The 22,584-nt window shown below is 67.4% G+C and carries 21 protein-coding genes; 12 read left to right on the forward strand and 9 right to left on the reverse strand.

Translation table 11 applies throughout. The annotated features are described in order from the left end of the window. Window positions 1-182: 182 nt before the first annotated feature. From NHG85_RS17095 to NHG85_RS17110, 4 genes are all read right to left on the reverse strand, one after another. Complete coding sequence (locus tag NHG85_RS17095; RefSeq protein ID WP_253334688.1) at window positions 183-617, reverse strand: c-type cytochrome; 435 nt, start codon at window positions 615-617, stop codon at window positions 183-185. 14 nt (window positions 618-631) lie between these two features. Next, window positions 632-769, reverse strand: a complete 138-nt coding sequence (locus tag NHG85_RS17100; protein WP_253334690.1) for a hypothetical protein — start codon at window positions 767-769, stop codon at window positions 632-634. 60 nt (window positions 770-829) lie between these two features. Beyond that, complete coding sequence (locus NHG85_RS17105; protein ID WP_253334692.1) at window positions 830-1,261, reverse strand: DUF411 domain-containing protein; 432 nt, start codon at window positions 1,259-1,261, stop codon at window positions 830-832. Between the two features lie 208 nt (window positions 1,262-1,469). Next, entirely contained in the window at window positions 1,470-1,796 is a 327-nt protein-coding gene (locus NHG85_RS17110) for a hypothetical protein (protein ID WP_253334694.1), read from the reverse strand. 238 nt (window positions 1,797-2,034) lie between these two features. Between NHG85_RS17110 and NHG85_RS17115 the strand changes: the two genes are divergently transcribed. Together NHG85_RS17115 and NHG85_RS17120 are read left to right on the forward strand one after the other, a co-directional pair. Next, entirely contained in the window at window positions 2,035-3,192 is a 1,158-nt protein-coding gene (locus tag NHG85_RS17115; RefSeq protein WP_253334695.1) for an RsmB/NOP family class I SAM-dependent RNA methyltransferase, read from the forward strand. Window positions 3,193-3,286: 94 nt separating this feature from the next. Beyond that, window positions 3,287-5,563 carry an ATP-binding response regulator gene (locus NHG85_RS17120; protein WP_370363049.1) on the forward strand — a complete coding sequence of 759 codons (2,277 nt, stop codon included), beginning with the start codon at window positions 3,287-3,289 and terminating at the stop codon, window positions 5,561-5,563. 55 nt (window positions 5,564-5,618) lie between these two features. Here NHG85_RS17120 and NHG85_RS17125 read toward each other — a convergent pair whose 3' ends face one another. From NHG85_RS17125 to NHG85_RS17135, 3 genes are read right to left on the reverse strand one after another with little or no spacing between them, the layout of a single operon-like run. Further along, window positions 5,619-6,605 carry a glucokinase gene (locus NHG85_RS17125; RefSeq protein ID WP_253334697.1) on the reverse strand — a complete coding sequence of 329 codons (987 nt, stop codon included), beginning with the start codon at window positions 6,603-6,605 and terminating at the stop codon, window positions 5,619-5,621. 16 nt (window positions 6,606-6,621) lie between these two features. Further along, the gene (locus tag NHG85_RS17130) at window positions 6,622-7,941 is read right to left on the reverse strand and encodes a GH1 family beta-glucosidase (RefSeq protein WP_253334722.1); all 1,320 of its coding nucleotides are present in this window, start codon (window positions 7,939-7,941) and stop codon (window positions 6,622-6,624) included. 10 nt (window positions 7,942-7,951) lie between these two features. Beyond that, window positions 7,952-8,977, reverse strand: coding sequence for a LacI family DNA-binding transcriptional regulator (locus NHG85_RS17135; RefSeq protein WP_253334698.1), 1,026 nt, complete (start codon window positions 8,975-8,977; stop codon window positions 7,952-7,954). 265 nt (window positions 8,978-9,242) lie between these two features. Here NHG85_RS17135 and NHG85_RS17140 point away from each other — a divergent pair, with 265 nt between their 5' ends. The 5 genes from NHG85_RS17140 to NHG85_RS17160 all read left to right on the forward strand — a co-directional run bounded on the left by NHG85_RS17140 (window position 9,243) and on the right by NHG85_RS17160 (window position 15,862). Beyond that, window positions 9,243-10,589, forward strand: coding sequence for an ABC transporter substrate-binding protein (locus NHG85_RS17140; RefSeq protein ID WP_253334699.1), 1,347 nt, complete (start codon window positions 9,243-9,245; stop codon window positions 10,587-10,589). A gap of 76 nt (window positions 10,590-10,665) precedes the next feature. Next, a complete protein-coding gene (locus NHG85_RS17145; protein ID WP_253334701.1) occupies window positions 10,666-11,907 on the forward strand; it encodes a carbohydrate ABC transporter permease in 1,242 nt (413 codons plus the stop codon). After that, window positions 11,907-13,058: a carbohydrate ABC transporter permease gene (locus NHG85_RS17150; RefSeq protein ID WP_253334703.1), complete on the forward strand. Its 1,152-nt coding sequence runs from the start codon at window positions 11,907-11,909 to the stop codon at window positions 13,056-13,058. Before NHG85_RS17145 ends, NHG85_RS17150 begins: the two co-directional genes overlap by 1 nt. A 58-nt stretch (window positions 13,059-13,116) precedes the next feature. After that, window positions 13,117-14,742, forward strand: a complete 1,626-nt coding sequence (locus tag NHG85_RS17155; RefSeq protein ID WP_253334705.1) for an alpha-amylase family glycosyl hydrolase — start codon at window positions 13,117-13,119, stop codon at window positions 14,740-14,742. Window positions 14,743-14,764: 22 nt separating this feature from the next. Next, complete coding sequence (locus NHG85_RS17160; protein WP_253334707.1) at window positions 14,765-15,862, forward strand: ABC transporter ATP-binding protein; 1,098 nt, start codon at window positions 14,765-14,767, stop codon at window positions 15,860-15,862. Window positions 15,863-15,879: 17 nt separating this feature from the next. Here NHG85_RS17160 and NHG85_RS17165 read toward each other — a convergent pair whose 3' ends face one another. Further along, window positions 15,880-16,989 (reverse strand): Ppx/GppA phosphatase family protein, encoded by a 1,110-nt coding sequence (locus tag NHG85_RS17165; RefSeq protein WP_253334724.1) that lies wholly within the window; start codon window positions 16,987-16,989, stop codon window positions 15,880-15,882. A gap of 248 nt (window positions 16,990-17,237) precedes the next feature. Between NHG85_RS17165 and NHG85_RS17170 the strand changes: the two genes are divergently transcribed. The 4 genes from NHG85_RS17170 to NHG85_RS17185 all read left to right on the forward strand — a co-directional run bounded on the left by NHG85_RS17170 (window position 17,238) and on the right by NHG85_RS17185 (window position 20,426). Next, window positions 17,238-17,534: a virulence factor gene (locus NHG85_RS17170; protein ID WP_253334710.1), complete on the forward strand. Its 297-nt coding sequence runs from the start codon at window positions 17,238-17,240 to the stop codon at window positions 17,532-17,534. Between the two features lie 23 nt (window positions 17,535-17,557). Continuing rightward, window positions 17,558-18,466: a methylenetetrahydrofolate reductase gene (locus NHG85_RS17175; protein WP_253334712.1), complete on the forward strand. Its 909-nt coding sequence runs from the start codon at window positions 17,558-17,560 to the stop codon at window positions 18,464-18,466. 38 nt (window positions 18,467-18,504) lie between these two features. Beyond that, a complete protein-coding gene (locus tag NHG85_RS17180; RefSeq protein ID WP_253334714.1) occupies window positions 18,505-19,560 on the forward strand; it encodes a dihydropteroate synthase in 1,056 nt (351 codons plus the stop codon). Between the two features lie 107 nt (window positions 19,561-19,667). Next, complete coding sequence (locus NHG85_RS17185; protein WP_253334718.1) at window positions 19,668-20,426, forward strand: RlmE family RNA methyltransferase; 759 nt, start codon at window positions 19,668-19,670, stop codon at window positions 20,424-20,426. A 21-nt stretch (window positions 20,427-20,447) separates the two neighbouring features. Here NHG85_RS17185 and NHG85_RS17190 read toward each other — a convergent pair whose 3' ends face one another. Then, window positions 20,448-21,338 carry a DMT family transporter gene (locus NHG85_RS17190; RefSeq protein ID WP_253334720.1) on the reverse strand — a complete coding sequence of 297 codons (891 nt, stop codon included), beginning with the start codon at window positions 21,336-21,338 and terminating at the stop codon, window positions 20,448-20,450. Window positions 21,339-21,519: 181 nt separating this feature from the next. On the opposite strand from NHG85_RS17190, the gene bioB reads away from it, so the two are divergent. Further along, the gene (bioB, locus tag NHG85_RS17195) at window positions 21,520-22,482 is read left to right on the forward strand and encodes a biotin synthase BioB (RefSeq protein WP_253334726.1); all 963 of its coding nucleotides are present in this window, start codon (window positions 21,520-21,522) and stop codon (window positions 22,480-22,482) included. Window positions 22,483-22,584 lie beyond the last annotated feature (102 nt).

The following is a 22,584-nucleotide window of genomic DNA, read 5'->3' on the forward strand; positions in this document are numbered from 1 at the left end:
GCAGACCAGTTCGTCGTGCGGTAGCGGGTAGGCATGGGCATGGTCATGCCGCCTATCTATGCGGCCGATCCGCGCCGGAAACCGTCAGGCGGGGAGTTCTGCAACAACGCCTATCGGGTGAGCCCCGGTTTCGTACCGACCGGACGCTGGTCCGGTCGGCATATTGGCGTCACCAGGTCGTCTCAGTCGCCCGCCATGTCGGCTGCGGTGACCCGGGCCTGGTGGCTGCGCTCGCGCTCGGGCCATTCGGACTTGAGGTAGTCGAGGATCGCCGTGACCTCCCTCTCGCCGAGCAGGTCTTCAAAGCCCGGCATGTCGCTCTCGTAGCCGTTCCCGACCACTTCGGCCGAGCCGCGCAGGATGATCTCGCGCAGGATCCGGTCCGGGTGGTGCCAGGTGTGGCCGGTCTCGTCATGCGGCAGGGCGGGCAGGTGGCCCGAGGGGCCGGGACGGCGCCAGTCGGGCTGGCCTTCCAGATCGGCGCCGTGGCACGAGGCACAGTTATCTAGATAGAGCTGTCGACCCTCTTCGCGTGCATCGCCGGCCGAAGGCCAGAGCGCGAGCGCCCCGACCCCCAGCACCGCCGCGCCCGCACCGGCAATGAGCGCGGGTGTCATGCGTCGCGCCATGCCTAGCCGTCCGAACGGCGCAAGTATTTGATCAGCGCCGCCGCGGCCAGCAGCAGCACCAGAACGGCCAGCAGGCAGACCGCCCCCATGCCGAGCATCATCCATCCGCCCGAGGCGGTCATCATTCCGGGTCCCATCATGCGGGCCTCCTGTTATCTGTCGTTAAGGGACCGGCGCCGGACGGCACCGATCCGTGTAGGTCACTCGGCCGGGTAGGGCTGCACCGTGCCATCGGCGCCGATCATCACGACGTCGAGTTCGGCATCCGGATCGTCGCCCATGCCGGGCGCGCCTATCGGCATACCGGGCAGGCTGAGACCGACCGCCTCGGGCGCCTCCTCGAGAAAGCGCGACAGGATGTCGGCGGGGACGTGGCCGCTGACGGCATAGCCGTCGATCAGCGCGGTGTGGCAGCCCTGCTTGCCGAGCGGAACGCCGGCCTCGGCGTTGACGGTGGCGAGGTCGTAGGTCTCGACGATCTCGACCTCGAAGCCGTTCTCGCGCAGGTACTCGGCATGGGCCGCGCAGCAGCCGCAGTTCGGATCCTTGTAAAGCGTCATCGTCCCGGCCAGCACCGGCAGGGCGGTGAGGCTGAACAAGGTGGCGGTTGCGAGGGTCTTGAGGGTCTTCATCTGAAATCTCCTTGCTGGGATCAGGCCGCGCCGGTGACGCGGATGAGAGGTGCCATGCCGGCGGGCTAGTGTGACAGGACCTGGCAATGCAGCGTCCAGTCGCCGAGGCCTCGGCCCGGAACGCGATCTCTACGCGCTCCTCGGGGGGCATGAGCACGGTGTCGCGCCATGGGCGACCTCGGTCCGCACCCCGAGGGAGCGGACGGCTTCAGATCAGAGGACGGGGCGGCTCCAACAGAGGAGCGGGATCTCCGCTCGGGAACGCGTCCTGAAATTGGGCGAACCACAGGTCATGCAGCCGCGGGGCAAAGACCTCTGCAGTCTCCAACAGGGGCAGGGCGGTAGGCGCTGCCGCGCAAACGCCTGAGGCCTCGCAGGCTTCGCCGGCTGCGGGCGTTTGCGCCGGGCAGTCGAGGCAATCGGCCATGTCCATCGCCGCACCGGAATGCATCTGTGCCACCGGCCCGGCCGACGCGGGCACCAGCTGCGCGGCAAAGCCCAGCACGAGCAGGCAAAGGAGGAGGACACGGGCCATGCACGACATATGGTGCAATCTTCCGCCCATCTTCAAGGGCATGAGGGCGTCATTCGTGAGAAGCCGCCAAAGCGCCGCCGCCCCGTGGATGAGTGGCGGCCTTCATTCCAGGCCGCTGCCAGTATAGAGCATGGCCCGAAACGGTGAATGGGCGTGAGATGATGCGGCAGGACGGAATGCAGACGTCGCGGAGAAGCAGTGCGGCGCCGGTCAGGCGGGCGTTGCGGGGGAGGGGTCGATGACCCCGGCCGCGCGCGTCGCCGCCGCGATCGGCGTGCTCGACGACTGCCTTGCCGGGATGCCGGTGGAGAAGGCGTTGCTGCGCTGGTCGCGCGGCAGCCGCTACGCGGGCTCCAAGGACCGGGCCGCGGTACGCGATCACGTGTTCGACGGCTGGCGGCGAAGGCGTTCGGCCGCCCATGGCGGCGGGGCGCAGACGGGCCGCGGAATCATGATCGGGCTGCTGCGCGAGGACGGTGCGGATCTCGATCTCGTCTTCACCGGACAGGGGCATGCGCCCGCCGCACTGTCTCCCGCAGACGCCACGGCCCCCGCCGATCAGCCACAGGCGGCGGTGGCGCACGACCTGCCGGACTGGCTCTGGCAGCGGTTCGAGGCGGATCTCGGGCGCGAAGCCGGGCCCGCCGCCCTTGCGCTGCGCAGGCGCGCACCGGTCTATCTGCGCGTCAATCCGCGCTGCGCCGATGTCGCGACCGCGATCGAAGCGCTCGCGCAGGAGGGCATCGACACCGTCGCGCATGAGACGGTCGACGGCGCCTTGCGGGTGACCTCGGGCGAAAGGGCGCTGTCGCGCAGCCGCGCCTTCACCGATGGTCTCGTCGAGCTGCAGGACGCCTCCTCGCAAGCCGCCATGCTGCGCTTGCCGCTGCGCGATGGCCAGAGCGTGCTCGATTACTGCGCCGGTGGCGGCGGCAAGGGGCTGGCGCTGGCCGGGCGGGCAAAGGTCGCGGTGACGGCGCATGACATCAGCGCCGCACGCATGCGCGACATCCCCGTGCGCGCGGCGCGCGCCGGGGTGCGGATCGATCTGGCCGAAGATCTCGGCACCGCGCGATATGATCACGTGCTCGTCGATGCGCCCTGCTCGGGCAGCGGCACCTGGCGCCGCGACCCGGACGGCAAATGGCGGCTGAGCCCCGAGACGTTGCGCGACCTCGCGCGGCTGCAGGCCCGGCTGCTCGACGAGGCGCTTGCCCATGTCGCGCCGGGGGGCAGCCTGAGCTATGCGACCTGCTCGGTGCTGCACGAGGAAAACGACGCCATCGTCACGGCCTTTCTGGAGCGGCATCCGCTATGGCGCCTGTGCGACCGGATGCGACGGTTGCCCGACGAAGACGGGGACGGCTTCTTTCTGGTGAGGTTCGAGCGGGGCTGAGCCGCATTCTTTAACCCGGCGTTAGTGTTTTTGACCTTTTTTATCTGAGAGGACATCGGAGGAGACAGAGGTGGTCGAACTCGATCTGCCGGCCATGGCGGCCGACGACGGAGATGCCCTCCCGGGCGCCGCGCATCTGGCAGCCATTCTCGGCATGGCCTCCATGGCCCTGGCGGCGGCGGCCCTGTCGCCCGATGGCCATGCGGCGCTGGCGCTGCTGCTGCTCGGCTCGACGCTGGCCTGCGTTGCCGGGCTGTTCGGGATACGCCGCCTGCGCCAGGCACGACTGCGCCGCGATCTCGTGCGGCTCGGCGCGCGGATCATCGAGCGTGATACCGTGCCCGGCCTGCTCAGCGACATGCAAGGCACGATACTGGATTGCAACCTGGCTGCGTCCCAGCGGTTCGGCGCGCGCTGCGGCACGCTTACTGCCGCGCTCTCGCGCCATTTCGCGACCCCCTCGGCCACACTGTCGCGCCTGCGCCAGCGCGCCGCCGTCGAGGGTTCGGCCCAGGACATGATCGCAACCCGGCGGGGGCACCTGCGGCTCACGGTGACCCGGCTGGGGGCGGGGGCGCTGTTGTGGCGGATCGACGATCTGACGGAGCGGGCCGGAACCGGCAGGGCGGCCGATGCGCTTGGCCTGCCGATGCTGACCGCCGGGCCGACCGGGACGATCCTCTACATGAACGAGGCCTGCCGCGCCCTGACCGGCGGGCGCGCCGGCACGCTCGAGGCCATCTTCGGCCCCGAGCCCCCCAAGCCGGGGCGCGTGCAGCTCCTGCATGGAACGGCCCAGCCTGCTGAAACCATCGTGGCCGAGATCCCCGCCGCCGCGGGACGGCGCGAAATCTATCTCCTGCCGCCCGACAGCGTGCCACGCGATCCCGAGAGCACCGGGATCGACGGGCTTCCGGTGCCGCTCCTGCGGCTGGACCGGAACGGCATCATCCTGGAGGCGAACCAGGCGGCCCAAACTTTGCTGCCGGAGTCGCCCGGTCCGGGCACGAGGCTGTCGGACCTGCTGGAGGGTCTCGGGCGGCCACTGGGCGACTGGCTCGCCGAAGTGGCCGAGGAGCGCGCCGTGCCGGGGCCACAGTTTCTTAAGCTGCGCGGCCCCGGGCGGGACACGGTGCTGCAGGTCACGCTGGGCAAGGCGGATGCCTCTGGCAGTCTCGTCGCCGTGCTCTATGACGCGACGGAGCACAAATCGCTCGAAGCGCAGTTCGTGCAGGCGCAGAAGATGCAGGCGATCGGGCAGCTCGCCGGGGGAATTGCCCATGATTTCAACAATCTGCTCACGGCCATTTCGGGTCATTGCGACCTCTTGCTTCTGCGGCACGACAAGGACGACCAGGACTATGGCGACCTGACGCAGATCCATCAGAACGCGAACCGCGCCGCCAGCCTCGTCGGTCAGCTGCTGGCCTATTCGCGCAAGCAGAACCTCAGGCTCGAGCAGCTCGACCTGCGCGATACGTTGTCCGACCTCACGCATCTGCTCAACCGGCTGGTCGGGGAAAAGGTCAGGCTGACGCTCAACCACGATCCCGACCTCAAGCAGGTCCGCGCCGATCGGCGTCAGCTCGAACAGGTGCTGATGAACCTCGTGGTCAACGCTCGCGATGCCATGCCCCAAGGCGGAGAGATCGTGGTCGAAACCGACAACCTTCGGCTCGATGCCCCGATGCAGCGCGACCGCGCCATCGTGCCCGCGGGCGAATGGATCAGGATCCGGGTCATGGACCACGGCTGCGGCATCCCGACCGAGAAGCTTCAAAAGATCTTCGAGCCCTTCTACACCACGAAGCGGCCCGGGGAAGGCACGGGGCTGGGCCTCTCGACCGTCTACGGCATCGTCAAGCAGAGCGGTGGCTATGTCTTCGTCGACAGCGCGCCGGGAGAGGGCAGCTGCTTCACGCTCATGCTGCCGCATCGCGCCGCCCTGGTCGAACCCGACCGGGTCGCCCGACCAGCGGAACCCGGTCCCCTGGCCCGTCATGCCGAGGGCGTCGTGCTGCTGGTGGAAGATGAGGCGCCGGTGCGGGCCTTTGCCGCGCGGGCCCTGCGGCTGCGGGGGCTTACTGTTCTGGAGGCGGAGGATGCGGAGGCGGCGCTGACCCTGCTCGCGGATCCGGAGCTGAAGGTCGACATCTTCGTGACCGACGTCATCATGCCCGGCAAGGACGGGCCGACCTGGGTGCGCGAGGCACTGGTCGATCGGCCACAGACACAGGTGGTCTTCGTCTCGGGCTATGCCGAGGATACCTTTGCCGAGCAGCAGGCGGGCATTCCGAACTCGGTCTTCCTGCCCAAGCCCTTCTCGCTGACCGATCTTGCGAGCACGGTGCAATCGCGGATCGCCTGCTGAACCAAAGGCCGATCCGCCGCCCCGCGACACGCAGGCATCGCGGGGCGGCGAAGCTTCAGCTCGCGGTGCCGGGCAAGAGCAGCCCGTTCAGATGTGAGGCGCAGCCGATCAGGGCGGCGTAGTCGTCTTCGATCACCGCGACACCGAAGTTGCCCATGAAGCCGGCAAAGCGTCCCTTGTCGCGGAAGGCATCGGCAAAGCCGAATTCGCGCAGATAGGGCGCGATGGCGCGCGAGACGCCGCCCACGAGGTAGACCCCGCCGAAGGGAAGCTGGATCAGCGCGAGGTTGCCCGCCGTGGTGCCGAGGAAGCGGGCGAAGACCCGGGCGGCCTCGACGGCGCGCGGATCGTTCTTTCCGGTGCAGCCGGTCATGATCTCGGCTGCCGTCTTCTCGACCGGATTGCCGGCCTCCACGCCGAGCCAGGCGTAGATCCGCTCGAGCCCGCGGCCCGACAACACGTCCTCGACCGCCGGGAAACCATGCGCGGTCGAGACGAACTGCGCCAGCCGCAGCTCTTCCTCGCTGTTGACCGGCAGGTTGACGTGACCCGATTCCGAAGGAGTCGCGTAGCGGCCGTCCTTGGTATCGAAGACCGGCGTGGCGTTGAAGCCGGTGCCGACACCGATCACCAGCTTTGCCGCATGGGGCGACGCCTCCGGGAAGGGGATGATCTCGCGGATCCGATCGGCCGGCACATGGCCCAGCGCGTGGCCCTGCGCCTGCAGGTCGTTGAGAATCGCCACCGTTTCGGCCCCGGTGGCCCGGCTCAGCGTGGTCTTGTCGATGGTCCAGTCGAGATTGGTCATCGTCGCGCGCCCGTCGCGCACCGGCCCGGCCACCGCGACGCAGGCACCGATGCAATCGACCCCGCCCTCTTCGTCGACATAGCGTTTCAGCACGGTTTCGAGCCCGGCGTAGTCGGCGTTCGAATAGCGGCGAATGCTGGGCTCGAGGATCTCGAGCCCGCGGGCGAGCGCCACGCGGGTGTTGGTGCCGCCGATATCGGCGACCAGCGAATAGGCATTGTCGGGATGGGACATGCGGTTTCCTTCGGACTTAGCGGGCGAGCGCGGCGCAGAGGGCATGGAACGAGGCCTTGGGGGTCCGCGCCTGGGTTTCGAAATCGACGTGAACGAGGCCGAAGCGCTTTTCGTAGCCGAAGGCCCATTCGTAATTGTCGAGCAGCGACCAGTAGAAGAAGCCGCGCAGATCCACGCCATCGGCAATCGCGCGGTGCATGGCCCCGAGATGGTCGAAGATGAAGGCCGTGCGCTCGGGGTCGTCGACGGCACCGGCGTCGAGCGTGTCGGCGCGGGCCATGCCGTTCTCGGTGACATAGACCGGCACCGTGCCAAGCGCATCGCGCGCGCGCAGCAGGAAATGATGCAGCCCCTCGGGGTGGATCTCCCATCCCATCTGCGTCTTGGGCAGGGGGCCTTCGACCGAAGTGACCGAAGGCCAGGGTTGATCGGGGGCGGCGCGCATCATCGAGCGGGTGTAGTAGTTCACGCCGAGCCAGTCGAGCGGCTGCGAGATCAGGGCCATGTCGTCCTGCCAGTTCTCTGGCATGTGGGGGGTGAGACCCTCCAGCGCGCCGTCCGGGTAGCGGCCATGCGCGATCGCTTCGAGGAACCAGCGATTGTAGATCTGGTCCTGGATATCGGCGGCGGCGGCATCGGCGGGGGCATCCGTGGCGGGCATGGCCCGCTCGAAGTTGAGCACGATGCCCAGCTCCTTGCGCCCCATGCCGCGCAGCCGCTCGACCGCGAGGCTGTGGGCCAGCAGGATGTGGTGCATGGCCCGCGCCGCGGCGCGGATGTCGCGCAGCCCCGGCGCGTGGTGGCCCAGGTAATGCGACAGCCAGGCCACGCACCAAGGCTCGTTGATGGTCGCGGTCGAGGCGACGCGGTCGCCGATGCGCGCGCTGATGGTTTCGGAGAAATCGGCGAAGGCGAGCGCTGTGTCGCGATTGGCCCAGCCGCCACGGTCGGCGAGCGCGGAGGGCAGCTCCCAGTGGTACAGCGTCTGGAAGGGTTTGAGCCCGCGCTCCAGCACCGCGTCGACCAGCCGGTCGTAGAAATCGAGCCCTTCGGGGTTCACCGTCCGGCCGTCAGGCATGACCCGCGCCCATGAGGTCGAGAAGCGGTAGGCGTCGAAGCCGCCGTCGCGCAGCAGGTCGAGGTCTTCCTCAAAGCGGTGGTAATGGTCGCAGGCGGTCGCACCGTCCTCGGCCCGCACCACGTTGCCGGGGCCCTTGGCAAAGCTGTCCCAATGGGTCGGCCCGGCGCCGCCGAAGCCATGCCCCTCGATCTGGTAGGCGGCCGTTGCCGCCCCGAACACGAAGCCTTGCGGGAAATCCTTGCGGGTGGGGTGCATCTTCATCGCCTTATCCTGGGGCCGGTCCGGTCGAACGACCGATAATCAGTTCGGCCTCGAGCAGTTCGTGGACATGTGGAACCTGCGGGGTGTCAATGCGATCTATGACCATCCGGGCGAGCCGCTGTCCAGCCTCGCGCACCGAAGACCGGGTCGCGGTGAAGGTGGGCACGGGGCCGTCGTCGCGCAGGTAGGAGAGTTGGTCGTCATGGGTGATCGCGGAGACGTCGCGGCCGAGCACCAGCCCCGCCTCATCGATCGCGCGGCGCACGCCGAGCATGCAGATCACAGATGAGACGAGAAAGGCGGTCGGCGGATCGGGCAGGGCGAGCAGATCGCGCGCCGCGCGCCAGCCATAGCCCTCGGTCATCTCGTCCTGCCGCGTCAGCGCCGCATCCGGCGCCAGCCCCCGCGCGCGCAGTGCCTCCTCGTAGCCCTGCCGCCGGCGATGGGCGAAGTCCATCGTCTCAAGGCCGTTGATCAGACCGATCCGCCGGTGGCCGAGGTCGATCAGAAAGTCGGTGGCGCGGGCAAAGGCGCGGCGGTTGTTGACGTCGACCCAGCAATAGGGCCGGTCGGCGCCGGTCGCCCTTCCATGCACGGCATAGGGCAGGCCGATCTCGTCGAGCAGCGCGATGCGCGGATCGTTCATCCGCGGCGCCGAGACGACCAGCCCGTCGACCAGCCCGCGCCGTTTCATCGACAGATAGGCCTTTTCCTCTTCGCCGTCATCGACCACCGAGATCAGCATCTCGTAGCCCGCCTGCGAATAGGTCTCGCCCGCTCCGGCGATGAAGTCGGCGAAGATCGGGTTGACCATGGCATGGGTGTTGATCCGCGGAATTACATGGCCGATGACGCCGCTGCGCCCGGTGGCGAGCGCGCGTGCCCTCGTGTTGGGGCGGTAGTCATGCGCCTCGGCCGCGGCCAGGACCCGCGCGCGCGTCGCCTCGCTGACGTCCGCATAGCCGTTCAGCGCCCGGCTGACCGTCGTCTGGCTCAGACCGAGCAGGGCCGAAAGCTGCTTGAGGTTCATTCGAGGGCTTTCCAAAGCGCTTTTGAAACTGGAGTTACCCTAGGCCAGGATCCGGTGCGCGTCAAAGCGCAGTTTCATGGCGTCCCGACGGTGGAATGCTTTCGATTTCATCGGGGGAAGACGGGAGGAGGCCATTGACAGAGCCCTTGGGCTCCGACAGGTTGACGGTGTCCAAAGCGCTTTGGCGTGCATTCGTCGCGTCCGGGGTGCAGGCCATTCATAAGCGCTTCCCGCAGGTGGGGGCGCGGTTACGGGAGGGTAACGCATGAAGACCATCTTTCTCGCGGGCGTCGCTGGCATTGCGCTGGCATCGGCCGCCGCGGCGCAGGATCTCAAATTCCCCGTGGGCGAGGGCGGGTTCAACTGGGACAGCTACAACCAGTTCGCCGAGGCGCATGACCTCTCGGGCGAGACGCTGACCGTCTTCGGCCCCTGGCTCAGCGCCGACCAGGAGCTGTTCGAGTCGATGCTCGCCTATTTCGAGGAAGCGACCGGCGCCGACGTGCAATACACCGGCTCGGACGGCTTCGAGACGCAGATCCGCATCGACACCGAGGCGGGCTCGGCCCCCAATGTCGCCGTCTTCCCGCAGCCGGGCCTCGCGCGCGATCTGGCGTCGCTGGGCTACCTCGAACCGATGCCCGAGGGCACCGGCGACTGGGTGGCCGAGAACTACGCCGCGGGCCAGTCCTGGGTCGATCTGGCGACCTTCGAGGGCCCCGAGGGCGAGGAGGATCTCTACGGCTTCTTCTACAAGGCCGACGTGAAGAGCCTTGTGTGGTACGTGCCCGAGAACTTCGAGGATGCGGGCTACGAGGTGCCGCAGTCCATGGAGGAGCTGAAGGCTCTCACCGAGCAGATGGTCGAGGAGGGCGAGACGCCCTGGTGCGTCGGCCTGGGTTCGGGCGGCGCGACCGGCTGGCCCGCGACCGACTGGGTCGAGGACATGATGCTGCGCACCCAGCCGCCCGAGGTCTATGACCAGTGGGTCAGCAACGAGATGCCCTTCGATGCGCCCGAGGTGGTCGCGGCGATCGAGGAGTTCGGCTACTTCATCGAGGGCGACCGCGTCGCCGGTGGCCGCGACGCCGTCGCTTCCACCGATTTCCGCGACAGCCCCAAGGGCCTCTTCGACAGCCCGCCGCAGTGCTACATGCACCGTCAGGCCTCGTTCATCCCGACCTTCTTCCCCGAGGGGACCGAGGTGGGGCTCGATGCCGATTTCTTCTATTTCCCCGCCTATGAGGAAAAGGATCTCGGCCAGCCGGTGCTCGGCGCGGGCACGATGTTCGGCATCACCAAGGCCTCGGACGCGGCCGATGTCTTCATGCAGTGGCTGCAGACGCCGATCGCCCACGAGATCTGGATGGCGCAGCGCGGCTTCCTGACCCCGCTCACCACGGTCAACACCGAGGTGTTCGGCGATCCGACGCTCAAGAAGATGAACGACATCCTGCTCGATGCGACCACCTTCCGCTTCGACGGCTCGGATCTGATGCCCGGCGGCGTCGGCGCGGGCTCGTTCTGGACCGGCATGGTTGATTATGCCGGCGGCGAAGACGCCCAGAGCGTGGCCTCCGAAATCCAAGATTCTTGGGACGCCCTGAAATAAGCGTGTAACCATAAGACCAAGCGGTCGCGACTCGCCTCGCGGCCGCTTCTTTGCATCGAGGATCGGGGAGGGCGCGATGAATCCGGCACTACAAGGCTTGCTGACCATCGTGATCGGCGTCGGCGGCTGCGTCGCCTATTTCTATTTTTCCAACATCATCCTCGACAAGGTGCTGTTTCCGCCGCGCGGACCCAATGCCGGGCGCAACATCAACCGCGCCAACATGATCCGCCCCTGGCTGTTCCTGCTGCCCGCGCTTCTCGCGCTGGGCCTATATCTCGCCTATCCGGTGTTCGAGACGCTGCGCCTGTCGCTGACCCAAAGGGTGCGCGGCGGCGGCTACGAGTTCGTGGGGCTTGCCAACTATCAGCAAATGCTGCGCGAGCCGAAATTCTGGGAAGGCTTTTCCAACAACCTGCTGTGGCTAATCGTGGTGCCCGCCGCCTCGACGGCCTTCGGCCTTCTGGCCGCGCAGCTCACCGACCGCATCAAATGGGGCGCCATCGCCAAGTCGCTGATCTTCATGCCGATGGCGATCTCCTTCGTCGGCGCGGCGGTGATCTTCAAGCTGATCTACGACACCCGGCCCTCTGGGCAGGAGCAGATCGGGGTGCTCAACGCCGTCTGGCTCGGTTTCGACGGGGGGGTGGGTTCCTTCATCTGGCTGCGGCTCGTGCCGGGGCTGCTTCTCCTGGCGCTGGCGGCGGGGGCGGGCGTTCTTGCCTGGTCGCTGATCAAACCGGTGATCGGCCGCGAGGGGCGCAGCCCCGGCGTGATCTTCGGCGCGCTGCGCATCCTGGGCGCGGTGCTGATGGCGGGGGTCGTCTTCGTGATGCTGCGCCAGACGCTGGCGGTCTTCACCACCGAGTTCCCCTATGGCCAGCCGCAGACCTGGCTCACTATTCCCTTCTGGAACAACTTCTTCCTGATGATCGTGCTGATCTGGATCCAGACCGGCTTTGCCATGGTACTGCTTTCGGCGGCGCTGCGCGGCATCCCCGAGGAGACGGTCGAGGCCGCCATCGTCGATGGGGCCAACCCGTTCCAGATCTTCTTCAAGATCAAGATGCCGCAGATCGTCGGCACCATCGTCGTGGTCTGGACCACAATCACCATCATCGTGCTCAAGGTCTTCGACATCGTCTTCGCCATGACCAACGGCCAGTGGGAGACGCAGGTGCTGGCCAACTACATGTACGACAAGCTGTTTCGCGCCAATGACTGGGGCGTGGGCTCCGCGGGCGCCATGGTCATCATGCTGATGGTCACGCCGATCCTGATCTGGAACGTCTACAACGCCCGCAAGGAGATGCGCTGATGGACAACATCGCCGGCAAGAAATCCGCGCTGAGCTGGGCGGTCAACATCGCGGTCCTGGCGTTGGTGGCGCTGTGGGTATTTCCGACCCTGGGCCTGCTGATCTCCTCCTTCCGCACCGGCGACCAGATCGCCTCTTCGGGCTGGTGGAAATCCATGCTGCCCACCGAGCAGAACCTGACGCTGCGGACCGCGGGCGGCGACGAGGCCGAGCTGATCGACGGGCTCTACACCGTCTCGGGCAACCTCTTCGCGCATGAGGGCGTCGAGCAACTCGAAATTTCCGCCTACGGCACCTCCTCGCGCGATGTCGGCGCCTATGCGCCCGGCGAGACCGTGGACATGGGCGATGGCGAGATCATCGCCGTCGAGGCCAATGGCGATTACGTCTACAGCTCCGAAGAAGAGATGTCGGGCCGCGGCCAGCGGGTCTTCGTCACCGCCGAGGTCGCGCCGGAGTTCACGCTGCAGAACTACGACAACATGCTGTTTGACCCCAACAACATCGAGGGCATGTCGAAGGCCTTCTTCAACACGCTGACCGTCTCGATCCCGGCAACCATCATTCCGATCCTCGTGGCCGCCTTCGCGGCCTATGCGCTGGCCTGGATGGATTTTCCGGGCCGGGCGCTGCTGATCGCGGCGATCGTCGGCCTGCTGGTCGTACCGCTGCAGCTGGCGCTGATCCCGCTGCTGAAGCTCCATAACGAGATCGGCATCGGCAAGGGCTATCTCGGGGTCTGGCTGGCGCATACCGGCTTCGGCCTGCCACTCGCGATCTACATCCTGCGCAACTACATGGTCGGCCTGCCGCGCGACATCATCGAGAACGCCAAGGTCGACGGCGCCACGGATTTCCAGATCTTCACCAAGATCATCCTGCCGCTGTCCTTCCCGGCGCTCGCCTCTTTCGCGATCTTCCAGTTCCTGTGGACCTGGAACGACCTGCTGGTGGCCATCGTCTTCCTGATCGACAGCTCGGGCGAGACCACGGTGATGACCAAGCAGATCATCGAGCTTCTCGGCACGCGCGGCGGCAATTGGGAGATCCTGGCGACGGCAGCTTTCGTCTCCATCGCGGTTCCGTTGGTTGTGTTTTTCGCCATGCAGAAATACCTCGTGCGCGGCCTGCTTGCGGGTTCCGTGAAATGAGGACTGCTTCCCGATGATTCGACCCGTCTCCGCCCCGGCCTTGGCCGACAGGACCCGTATGCCGAAAAACCCCGACTGGTGGCGCGGCGCGGTGATCTACCAGATCTATCCGCGCAGCTACCAGGACATGGATGGAGACGGGATCGGTGACCTGAAGGGCATCGTGAAGCGGCTGCCGCATATCGCCTCGCTGGGCGTGGACGCGATCTGGATCTCGCCCTTCTTCACCTCGCCGATGAAGGATTTCGGCTACGACGTGTCGGATTACTGCGACGTTGACCCGATGTTCGGCACGCTGGCCGATTTCGACGCGGTGATCGAGACGGCGCATGCCCTTGGGATCCGGGTGATGATCGACCTGGTGCTGTCGCACACCGCCGAGGCGCATCCCTGGTTCGTCGAGAGCCGCTCGAACCGCGACAACCCCAAGGCCGACTGGTACGTCTGGGCCAATGCCAAGCCCGATGGCACGCCGCCCAACAACTGGCTGTCGATCTTCGGCGGTTCGGCCTGGCAGTGGGACGGGCGGCGGATGCAGTATTACCTGCACAACTTCCTCACCAGTCAGCCGGACCTGAACTTCCACAATCCGGACGTCCAGGAGGCGCTGCTCGACGTGGAGCGGTTCTGGCTCAAGCGCGGGGTCGACGGCTTCCGCCTCGATACGATCAATTTCTACTTCGCCGACGCTCAGCTGCGCGACAACCCGGCGCTGCCGCCCGAGCGGCGCAACGATTCCATCGCGCCCGGCGTGAACCCCTACAACTGGCAGGAGCACCTCTACTCCAAGAACCAGCCCGAGAACCTCGAATTCCTGCGCCGCTTCCGCGCCGAGCTCGAACCCTACGGCGCCGCCGCCGTGGGCGAGGTGGGTGATGCGCAGCGCGGGCTCGAGATCATGGCCGAATACACCTCGGGCGGTGACAAGGTGCAGATGTGCTACCCGTTCGAGATGCTGCAGCCGCCGCGCCTTACCGCCGCCGCCGCCGCCGACACCTTCTACCGGCTGAGCCACGCCGCCCCCGACGCCTGGCCCTGCTGGTCCTATTCCAACCACGACGTGGAGCGCCACGTCACCCGCTGGAAACTGTCGGACGCCGCGGCGCGGGCCTACACCACGATGCTGATGTGCCTGCGCGGCTCGGTCTGCATCTATCAGGGCGAGGAGCTGGGCCTGCCCGAGGCCGAGGTCGCCTTCGAGGATCTGCAGGATCCCTACGGGATCGAGTTCTGGCCCGAATACAAGGGTCGCGACGGTTGCCGCACGCCGATCGCCTGGAATGGCAGCGCCCCCAACGGCGGCTTTTCCGAGGGCCGCCCCTGGCTGCCGGTCTCGCCCGCGCATCTGCCGCGCGCCGTGGCCGAGCAGGAGGCCGATCCGGAGGCGATGCTGCATCATTACCGCCGCGCCATCGCGCTGCGCCACGCGCATCCGGTGCTGGCCACGGGCGCGGATGACGGCGTGCACTCGCGCGGCGACGTGGTGCATTTCCTGCGCCACGACGAAAACGAGACGATCTTCTGCGCCTTCAATCTGGGGGAGGAGCCGGCCGAGGTGCCGCTGCCCCAGGGCGCCTGGGCCCCGATCGGCACCGATCTGGGCTCGGTGACGAAGGCCGAGAACGGGCTGGTCCGTCTCGAGCCATGGCAATGCTGCCTGGTGCTGAAGCGACCGACGGACTGAGACGGAGCAGGGAGGGAACCCCATGGCGGAGCTGAAACTCAAGGATGTAGCCAAGACCTATGGCGGGTCGGTCGAGGTTCTCAAGAACATCGACCTCGAGATCGGCAAGGGCGAGCTCGTCGTCTTCGTCGGGCCCTCGGGCTGCGGCAAGTCCACGCTTCTGCGGATGATCGCGGGGCTCGAGGAGATCTCGGGCGGCACGCTCGAGATCGACGGGCAGGTGGTCAACGACGTGCCGCCCGCGCAGCGCGGCATCGCCATGGTGTTCCAGTCCTACGCGCTCTACCCGCACATGACGGTGCGCGACAACATGGCCTTCGCGCTGAAGCTCGCCAAGAAGTCGAAGGAGGAGATCGACGCGGCGATCCAGAACGCGGCCCGCATCCTGCAGCTCGAGCCCTATCTCGACCGCCTGCCCAAGGCGCTCTCGGGCGGGCAGCGCCAGCGGGTGGCCATCGGCCGCTCGATCGTGCGCGACCCCAAGGTCTATCTCTTCGACGAGCCGCTCTCGAACCTCGACGCGGCGCTGCGCGTCGCGACCCGGATCGAGATCGCGCAGCTCAAGGAATCGATGCCCGATTCGACGATGATCTACGTCACCCACGATCAGGTCGAGGCAATGACGCTGGCGACCCGGATCGTCGTGCTGGCCAACAAGGGCATCGCGCAGGTTGGCACGCCGCTCGAGCTTTACGAGCGCCCCGAGAACGAATTCGTCGCGCAGTTCATCGGCTCTCCGGCGATGAACCTGCTGCCGGGCAAGATCACCGGCACCGGCGCGCAGACCACGGTGGCGCTCGACGGCGGCGGCGTGGCGGTGTCGAACGCGCCTTCGACCGAGGCCGACATGGGCCGCGCGGTGAAGCTCGGCGCGCGGCCCGAGGACCTTTTGGAGACCACCAACCAGGACGGGGCCTACATCTTCGAGGGCAAGGTCGATTTCACCGAGTCGCTCGGCGAGGTGACGATCCTCTACTTCGAGAAGGTGAACGGCGCCGATCCGGTGATCGCCAAGCTGCCCGGCATCCATTCGGACCTGCGCGGCCGCAATGTCCGCCTCTCGGCCGCGCCCGAAAAGGTGCAGGTCTTCCTCGACGGCCGCTCGCTCTACTACCGCTGAGCCAAGCGGGGCGGGCCTCAGTAGGGCCCGTCCTCCAGCACCCCGTCGGCGCTCATCTGCGCGTAGAGCAACCCCTCGCGCAGGCCCCGGTCCGCGACCGAAAGCCGGTCGGTCGGCCAGAGCCGCATCAACGCCTGCAGGATCGCCGAGCCTGACATGATCAGCGCCTGTCGGTCCTTGCCGATGCGCGGGTCCTCGCGCCGCCCCTCCGGGCCGAGGGCGAGGTAGTCGCGGATCACCGCGTCGATCTGGTCCGAGGTCATGCGCAGCCCGTCGACCTTGTTGCGGTCGTAGCGCCTCAACCCCAGGTGGCTCGCCGCGACGGTGGTGACGGTGCCCGAGGTGCCGATGATCTGGAACCCCTCGCGCGCCTGCTCCGCGGCCGAGGGGGCGAAGCCCGAAAGGTTCTCCTCGAAGAACCAGCTCATGAGCGCGAAGCGCGCCGCGTCGTCCTCCACGTCGTGGAACTGGTCGCGCAGCGTCGCCACCCCCAGGGGCACCGAGATCCAATCGACCACCTTGGCGGCGGCGAAGGGGCCCGGGTCCTGCTGGAAGCCCGAATGCAGCCGCATGATCGCGCGCGGGCGCTCGCGCTTGGGCACGTTGGTCAGGTCGATCCAGACCAGCTCGGTCGAGCCGCCGCCGATGTCGACGACGAGAAGCTGCTCGGTCTTGGTCGAGACCAGCGGCGCGCAGGAAATCACCGCGAGCCGCGCCTCTTCCTCGGGGCGGATCACATCGAGCCTCAGCCCGGTGTCGCGCTGCACCTGCGCGAGAAAGGCGCGGCCGTTCTTGGCGCGCCTGCAGGCCTCGGTCGCGACCAGCCGCATCCGGCTGACGCCATGCTTCTGCAGCTTCTGGCGGCAAATGCGGATCGCGCCGATGGTGCGATTCATCGAGGCACGCGAAAGCCGGCCCGATTGCTCGAGCCCGTGGCCCAGCTGGACCGTCTTGGAAAAGCTGTCGACCACGTGAAACTGGCTGCCCTTGGGCTGGGCAATCAGCATTCGACAGCTGTTTGTACCGAGATCAAGCGCGGCATAGAGCGTCGCTTGATCCGGGCCTGGCGCGGGGGATCTCACCGCTTTGGGGAACGCGCCCGCACCGTCGGGACGCATGGGCGCCATGAACACGCCCTCCAATATCGAGTTGGTCTCAGGGTAGGGGTTGCGCGGATGCGGCGCAAGCATCGCGACGCTCCGTATCGTCACGTGACTCATCACGATCTTGGATATTTTGAGAAGTCGCGGCTCTGGTCGCGCGGCGGCGTGGCTGCGAAAAGGGCTGGCGTCGCGCCACGCGGACAATATGTCGAATTTCGACCCCGCGCCCGTGGTGCGGCGCGCTATCAGCGAAGTCGAGGAAAGGATCCGCAATGCCCGAAATCACGCTCGTTCTCTGGCGCGACATGCCGGCGCAGGTGATCGTCGGCCGCGGCCGGCGCGGCACCAAGGTGCAGCTCTCCGAGCGGTTCGAACAGGCGATCGACCGCGCGGCGATGAAATCGGGCGCGGCGGGCACGGACGACTATCTCGCCGAATGGCGCAAGCAGCCATGGGGCGAGATCGAGGGCGAGGCGGAGGAGGCCGCGCGCCTCGCGGCCGAGCGGATCGAGGCCGAATACGACAAGGCGCGCCTGATGGCGCTGATCGACAATCACGGGCGCGAATGAGCCGCGCCCTCAAGGAGGTGCTGATGTCCCTGTTGACCTTCCGCCGCGCGGCCCCCGCGCCAGCCATGGGCGGTGCGCTCACCGCTCAAGCCTCGATCGAGGTGATGCCGCGCACCGCGGCCAAGGTCGACAGCTTTGCCGCGATCCTGCCCGCGGGCACCCGCGTCTACATCGCCCATATCGACGGCACCCCGATCGAGGAGATGGTGGAAACGGCGGCGCGCATCGCAGCCGAAGGCTTCGCCGTCATGCCGCATTTCCCGGCCCGCAGCATCGAGAGCCGCGCCCAGCTTTCCGATTGGATCGCACGCTACCAGGGCGAGGCGGATGTGCGCGAGGCGCTGGTGCTGGCCGGCGGCATCGCGAGCCCGCGCGGCGAATTCCATTCCTCGATGCAGCTGCTGGAGACGGGGCTCTTCGATGCCTCCGGTTTCACCCGGCTGCACGTGGCCGGCCACCCCGAGGGCAACCGCGACATCGACCCCGATGGCGGCGACGCGGTGGTGCGCGACGCGGTGCGCTGGAAACAGGACTTCGCGAACCGCACGGATGCGCAGATGGCGCTGGTCACGCAGTTCGTCTTCGACGCCGCCCCGGTGATCGACTGGGCCCGCACGATCCGCGCCGCCGGGATCGACCTGCCTGTGCATGTCGGCCTCGCCGGGCCCGCCAAGCTGCAGACGCTGATCAAATATGCCATGGCCTGCGGCGTCGGCCCCTCGCTCAAGGTCTTGCAGAAGCGGGCGATGGACGTCAGCAAGCTTCTCGTGCCCTATGCGCCCGACGAGATCGCCGCCGAGCTGGAACGCGCGCGCATGGCCGAGCCCACGCTCGGGCTGGAACAGGCGCATCTCTTCCCACTGGGCGGCATCAAGGCCAGCGCCGAGTGGCTGGCCGCGCGGCACCCCGCGCAGCGCGTCGCCGCCAACTGAGATTTCAAGGCCCCAAAGGCCAACGACAAGGATGAAGAATGACCCGTACGATCGTCGAATCGAAAACGAAAACCGCGATCATCGGCTTTGACCAGCCGTTCTGCGTGATCGGTGAGCGGATCAACCCCACCGGCCGCAAGAAGCTCGCCGCCGAGCTTGAGGCGGGCGATTTCTCGACCGTCGAAAAGGACGCCGTGGCGCAGGTCGCCTGCGGCGCCACCATGCTCGATATCAACGCGGGCGTGGTCTACAACTCCAACCCCAACCCCAACGAGACCGAGCCGCCGCTCATGACCAGGATGATCGAGCTGGTGCAGGGGCTGGTCGACGTGCCGCTGTGCATCGACAGCTCGGTGCCCGCGGCGCTCGAAGCGGGCCTTGCGGCGGCCCAAGGGCGGCCGCTGCTGAACTCGGTGACGGGCGAGGAGGACCGGCTGGAGCTGGTGCTGCCCCTGGTCAAGAAATACAACGTGCCGGTGGTGGCGATCTCGAACGACGACACCGGCATCTCCGAGGACCCCGACGTGCGCTTCGCCGTGGCCAAGAAGATCGTCGAGCGGGCCGCCGATTTCGGCATTCCCGCGCATGACATCGTGGTCGATCCGCTGGTGATGCCGATCGGCGCGATGGCGACCGCCGGTCTGCAGGTCTTCGCCCTCGTGCGTCGCCTGCGTGAGGAGCTGGGCGTCAACACCACCTGCGGCGCGTCGAACATCTCCTTCGGTCTGCCCAACCGGCACGGGATCAACAACGCTTTTTTGCCGATGGCGATCGCCTCGGGCATGACCTCCGCGATCATGAACCCCTGCGCCCTGCCGACGCCCCTGTCGAAGATCGCCGAGAAAAAGGCCGAGCTGGAAGCCGCGGGCATCGTGATCCCAGAAGCCATGGATGATGAAACCTTCTGCCGCCTGATGGGCATCGGCAGCCGCGAGGCGCGCCCGGGCGGCGAGATGAGCGCGATCCGCGCGGCGAACTTCCTGACCGACAACGACCCCTCGGGCGGCGAATGGATCCGTTTCAACCGCCCCCCCGGCGTGCCCGGAGAGGGGCGCGGCGGGCGCGATGGCGGGCGTCGGCGCCGCCGGGCCTGACCCTGTGGTGCGCACGCACCGTGCGATCGTGACGTGACATGGGCGGCGGGGCTTGCCCCGTCACCCCTGCTTGGCATAGTCGGGGTCTCTGATCAGGAGAGCCCGGCATGGCCAAGACACCCAAGAAGCCCGGCGCGGGCAGCGGCAACACTTCGGGGCGCGGGCAACGCGACCTGACCGTCAAGGTCAAGACCGCGCGGGGGCGCAAGATGAGCTCCAAGCTCTGGCTGGAGCGCCAGCTCAACGACCCTTACGTGAAACGCGCCAAGGCCGAGGGATACCGCGGCCGCGCCGCCTACAAGATCATCGAGCTCGATGACAAGTTCCGTTTTCTCGTACCGGGTGCGCGGGTGGTCGATCTGGGCTGCGCGCCCGGCGGCTGGTGTCAGGTGGCGGTGGCGCGGGTCAACGCGCTCGGCGCGAAATCGGGCAAGGCCGTGGGCTCGGTGCTCGGCGTCGACCTGCAGGAGGTCGAGCCCATCGCCGGGACCGAGATCCACCAGCTCGACTTCATGGAGGACGACGCCGACCTCAAGGTCAAGGACTGGCTCGGCGGCGGCGCGGAAGTGGTGATGTCGGACATGGCTGCCTCGGCCTCGGGCCACAAGCAGACCGACCACCTGCGCATCATCGCGCTGTGCGAGGCGGCGGCCTATTTCGCCTTCGACGTGCTCGAGCCGGGCGGCACCTTCGTGGCCAAGGTGCTCGCGGGCGGGGCCGAGGGCAGCCTGCAGCAGCTTCTCAAGCAGAAGTTCGAGAAGGTGCAGAACGTCAAGCCGCCCGCCTCGCGCTCCGACAGCTCCGAGAAATTCGTCGTGGCCACCGGCTACAAGGGCCGCGAAGAGGATGCGCGCCCCGAGGTGTGATCCCCTTCGGGCAAAGGGCGGCTAGCGCGCGCGGCGCGCATCGGCGCGCAGGCTGATGTAGTTGCCCCCGAGGATCAGCGCCGCGCCGATGAGCACGGCAAGCCCCACCGGCTCGTCATAGGCGAGATAGCCGATGAGGGCGATCAGCGGCAGGCGCAGGAAATCGAAGGGCATGACCACCATCGCCGGCGCGCGACGCAGCGCGCTGGTGATGCAGTAATGCGCCGAAAGCCCCGCCGCCGCGATCACCGCGATCCAGGGCAGACTCTGCGCCGAGGGCAGGGCCATCTCGCCGTCGATCAGAGCGCAGGTCAGGCCGAAGACCGCCTGGCTCACCGTCATCCACCACAGGATCTCCATGGTATCGACCTGTGCCGTGAGCTTCTTGGTGAAGATGTAGGTGAAGGCGAACCCCAGCGCGCAGCCCGCCGCCGCCAAAAGCGCGGGCGACAGGGGCGCCGCTCCGGGCTGCGCCACCAGGAGGATGCCGGCAAAGCCCAGAAGCGCTGCGAGCGCGCGGGGCCGGGTCAGCCTTTCGCCCAGGATCAGGGGCGACAGCACCAGCACCCAAAGCGGTGCCGTGAACTCCAGCGCGAAGACCTGCGCCAGCGGCAGCGAGATGATGGCGTAGAACCACAGGTTCTGCGCGGTGAAATGCGCGAGGTTGCGCGAAAGATGCAGCCCCGGCCGGTGCAGACGCGGCCAGGCGGGCCTGCCGCGCACGAGAAACATCACCGCGAGCAGGGCCACACCGACGATCGAGCGATAGGCCATGATCTCGAAGGTATCGAGCGCAAAGGACACCTCGCGCCCGGCCACCGCCATGGAGGACAGCGCGGCGACGGCCCCCATCATCCAGGCCGCGGCCCGGGTCGCCTGCGATCCCGTCTCCGTCTCGATCCGCACGCCCATGGCGCTCCTCCCCACGTTGTGCGCCAAGTGCTATCCCAGCATTGCGGGCTTGCCCATGCCTGCGGCGGAAACGCTGCGCGGATGGCGGCCCCCGGGCGAAGCCGTTTGACCCCTCGGCGTCGGCGGCTTAGAAGTCGGCAACATTTTCGAGACAGCGGGACACGCCTTGACCGACGCAAGCATCATCCGCCACGACTGGACCCGCGCCGAGGCGCAGGCGCTCTTCGACCAGCCGTTCAACGACCTGCTGTTCCAGGCCCAGACCGTGCACCGGCAGAACTTCGACCCCAACAAGGTCCAGCGCAGCCGGCTGTCGAACATCAAGACCGGCGGCTGCGCCGAGGATTGCGCCTATTGCAGCCAGTCGGCGCGTAACGGCTCGCATCTGCCCGCGTCCAAACTGATCGAGGTCGAGCGCGTGCTGTCCGAGGCACGCCGCGCCAAGGAGCAGGGCTCGACCCGCTTTTGCATGGGCGCGGCCTGGCGCTCGCCCAAGGAGCGCGACATGGATCAGCTCGTCGCCATGGTCGAGGGCGTGCGCGCGCTCGGCATGGAGACCTGCATGACGCTGGGCATGCTCGAGGACGACCAGGTGGTCCGGCTCAAGGGCGCGGGGCTCGACTACTACAACCACAACATCGACACCTCCGAGCGCTACTACCCCGAAGTCATCACCACCCGCACCTTCGCCGACCGGATCGACACGCTCAACCGCGTGCGCGAGGCCGGGATCAAGGTCTGCTCGGGCGGCATCCTCGGGATGGGCGAGACCGAGATGGACCGGATCGACATGCTGCTGGCGCTGGCCAATCTCGAAGAACACCCCGACAGCGTGCCGATCAACCAGCTGATGCCGATGCCCGACACGCCGCTGGCGGATGCCGAGCCGGTCGACGGGATCGATTTCGTCCGGGTGATCGCGCTGGCGCGCATCCTGATGCCGAAGGCCCATCTGCGGCTTTCGGCGGGCCGCACCTCCATGAGCGAGGAGACGCAGGCGCTGTGCTTCTTCGCGGGCGCCAACTCGATCTTCTCGGGCGACGTGCTGCTCACCGCCGAAAACCCGGGCGAGGACCGCGATTCCGTCCTGTTCGGGCGGCTCGGGCTGGAATCGATGGAGCTCGGCGAGACCGGGGCGCGATGAGCCCGGCGGCCGTTCATTTGAGTCTTGCTCTTCCGAATGGAGGTCTCGATCATTTCGCGCGTGATGTATATTGACATGTTCTTTCAGCCCTGAATTTACTGA

The organism is Limimaricola litoreus, assembly GCF_024159025.1.
GTDB lineage: Bacteria > Pseudomonadota > Alphaproteobacteria > Rhodobacterales > Rhodobacteraceae > Limimaricola > Limimaricola litoreus.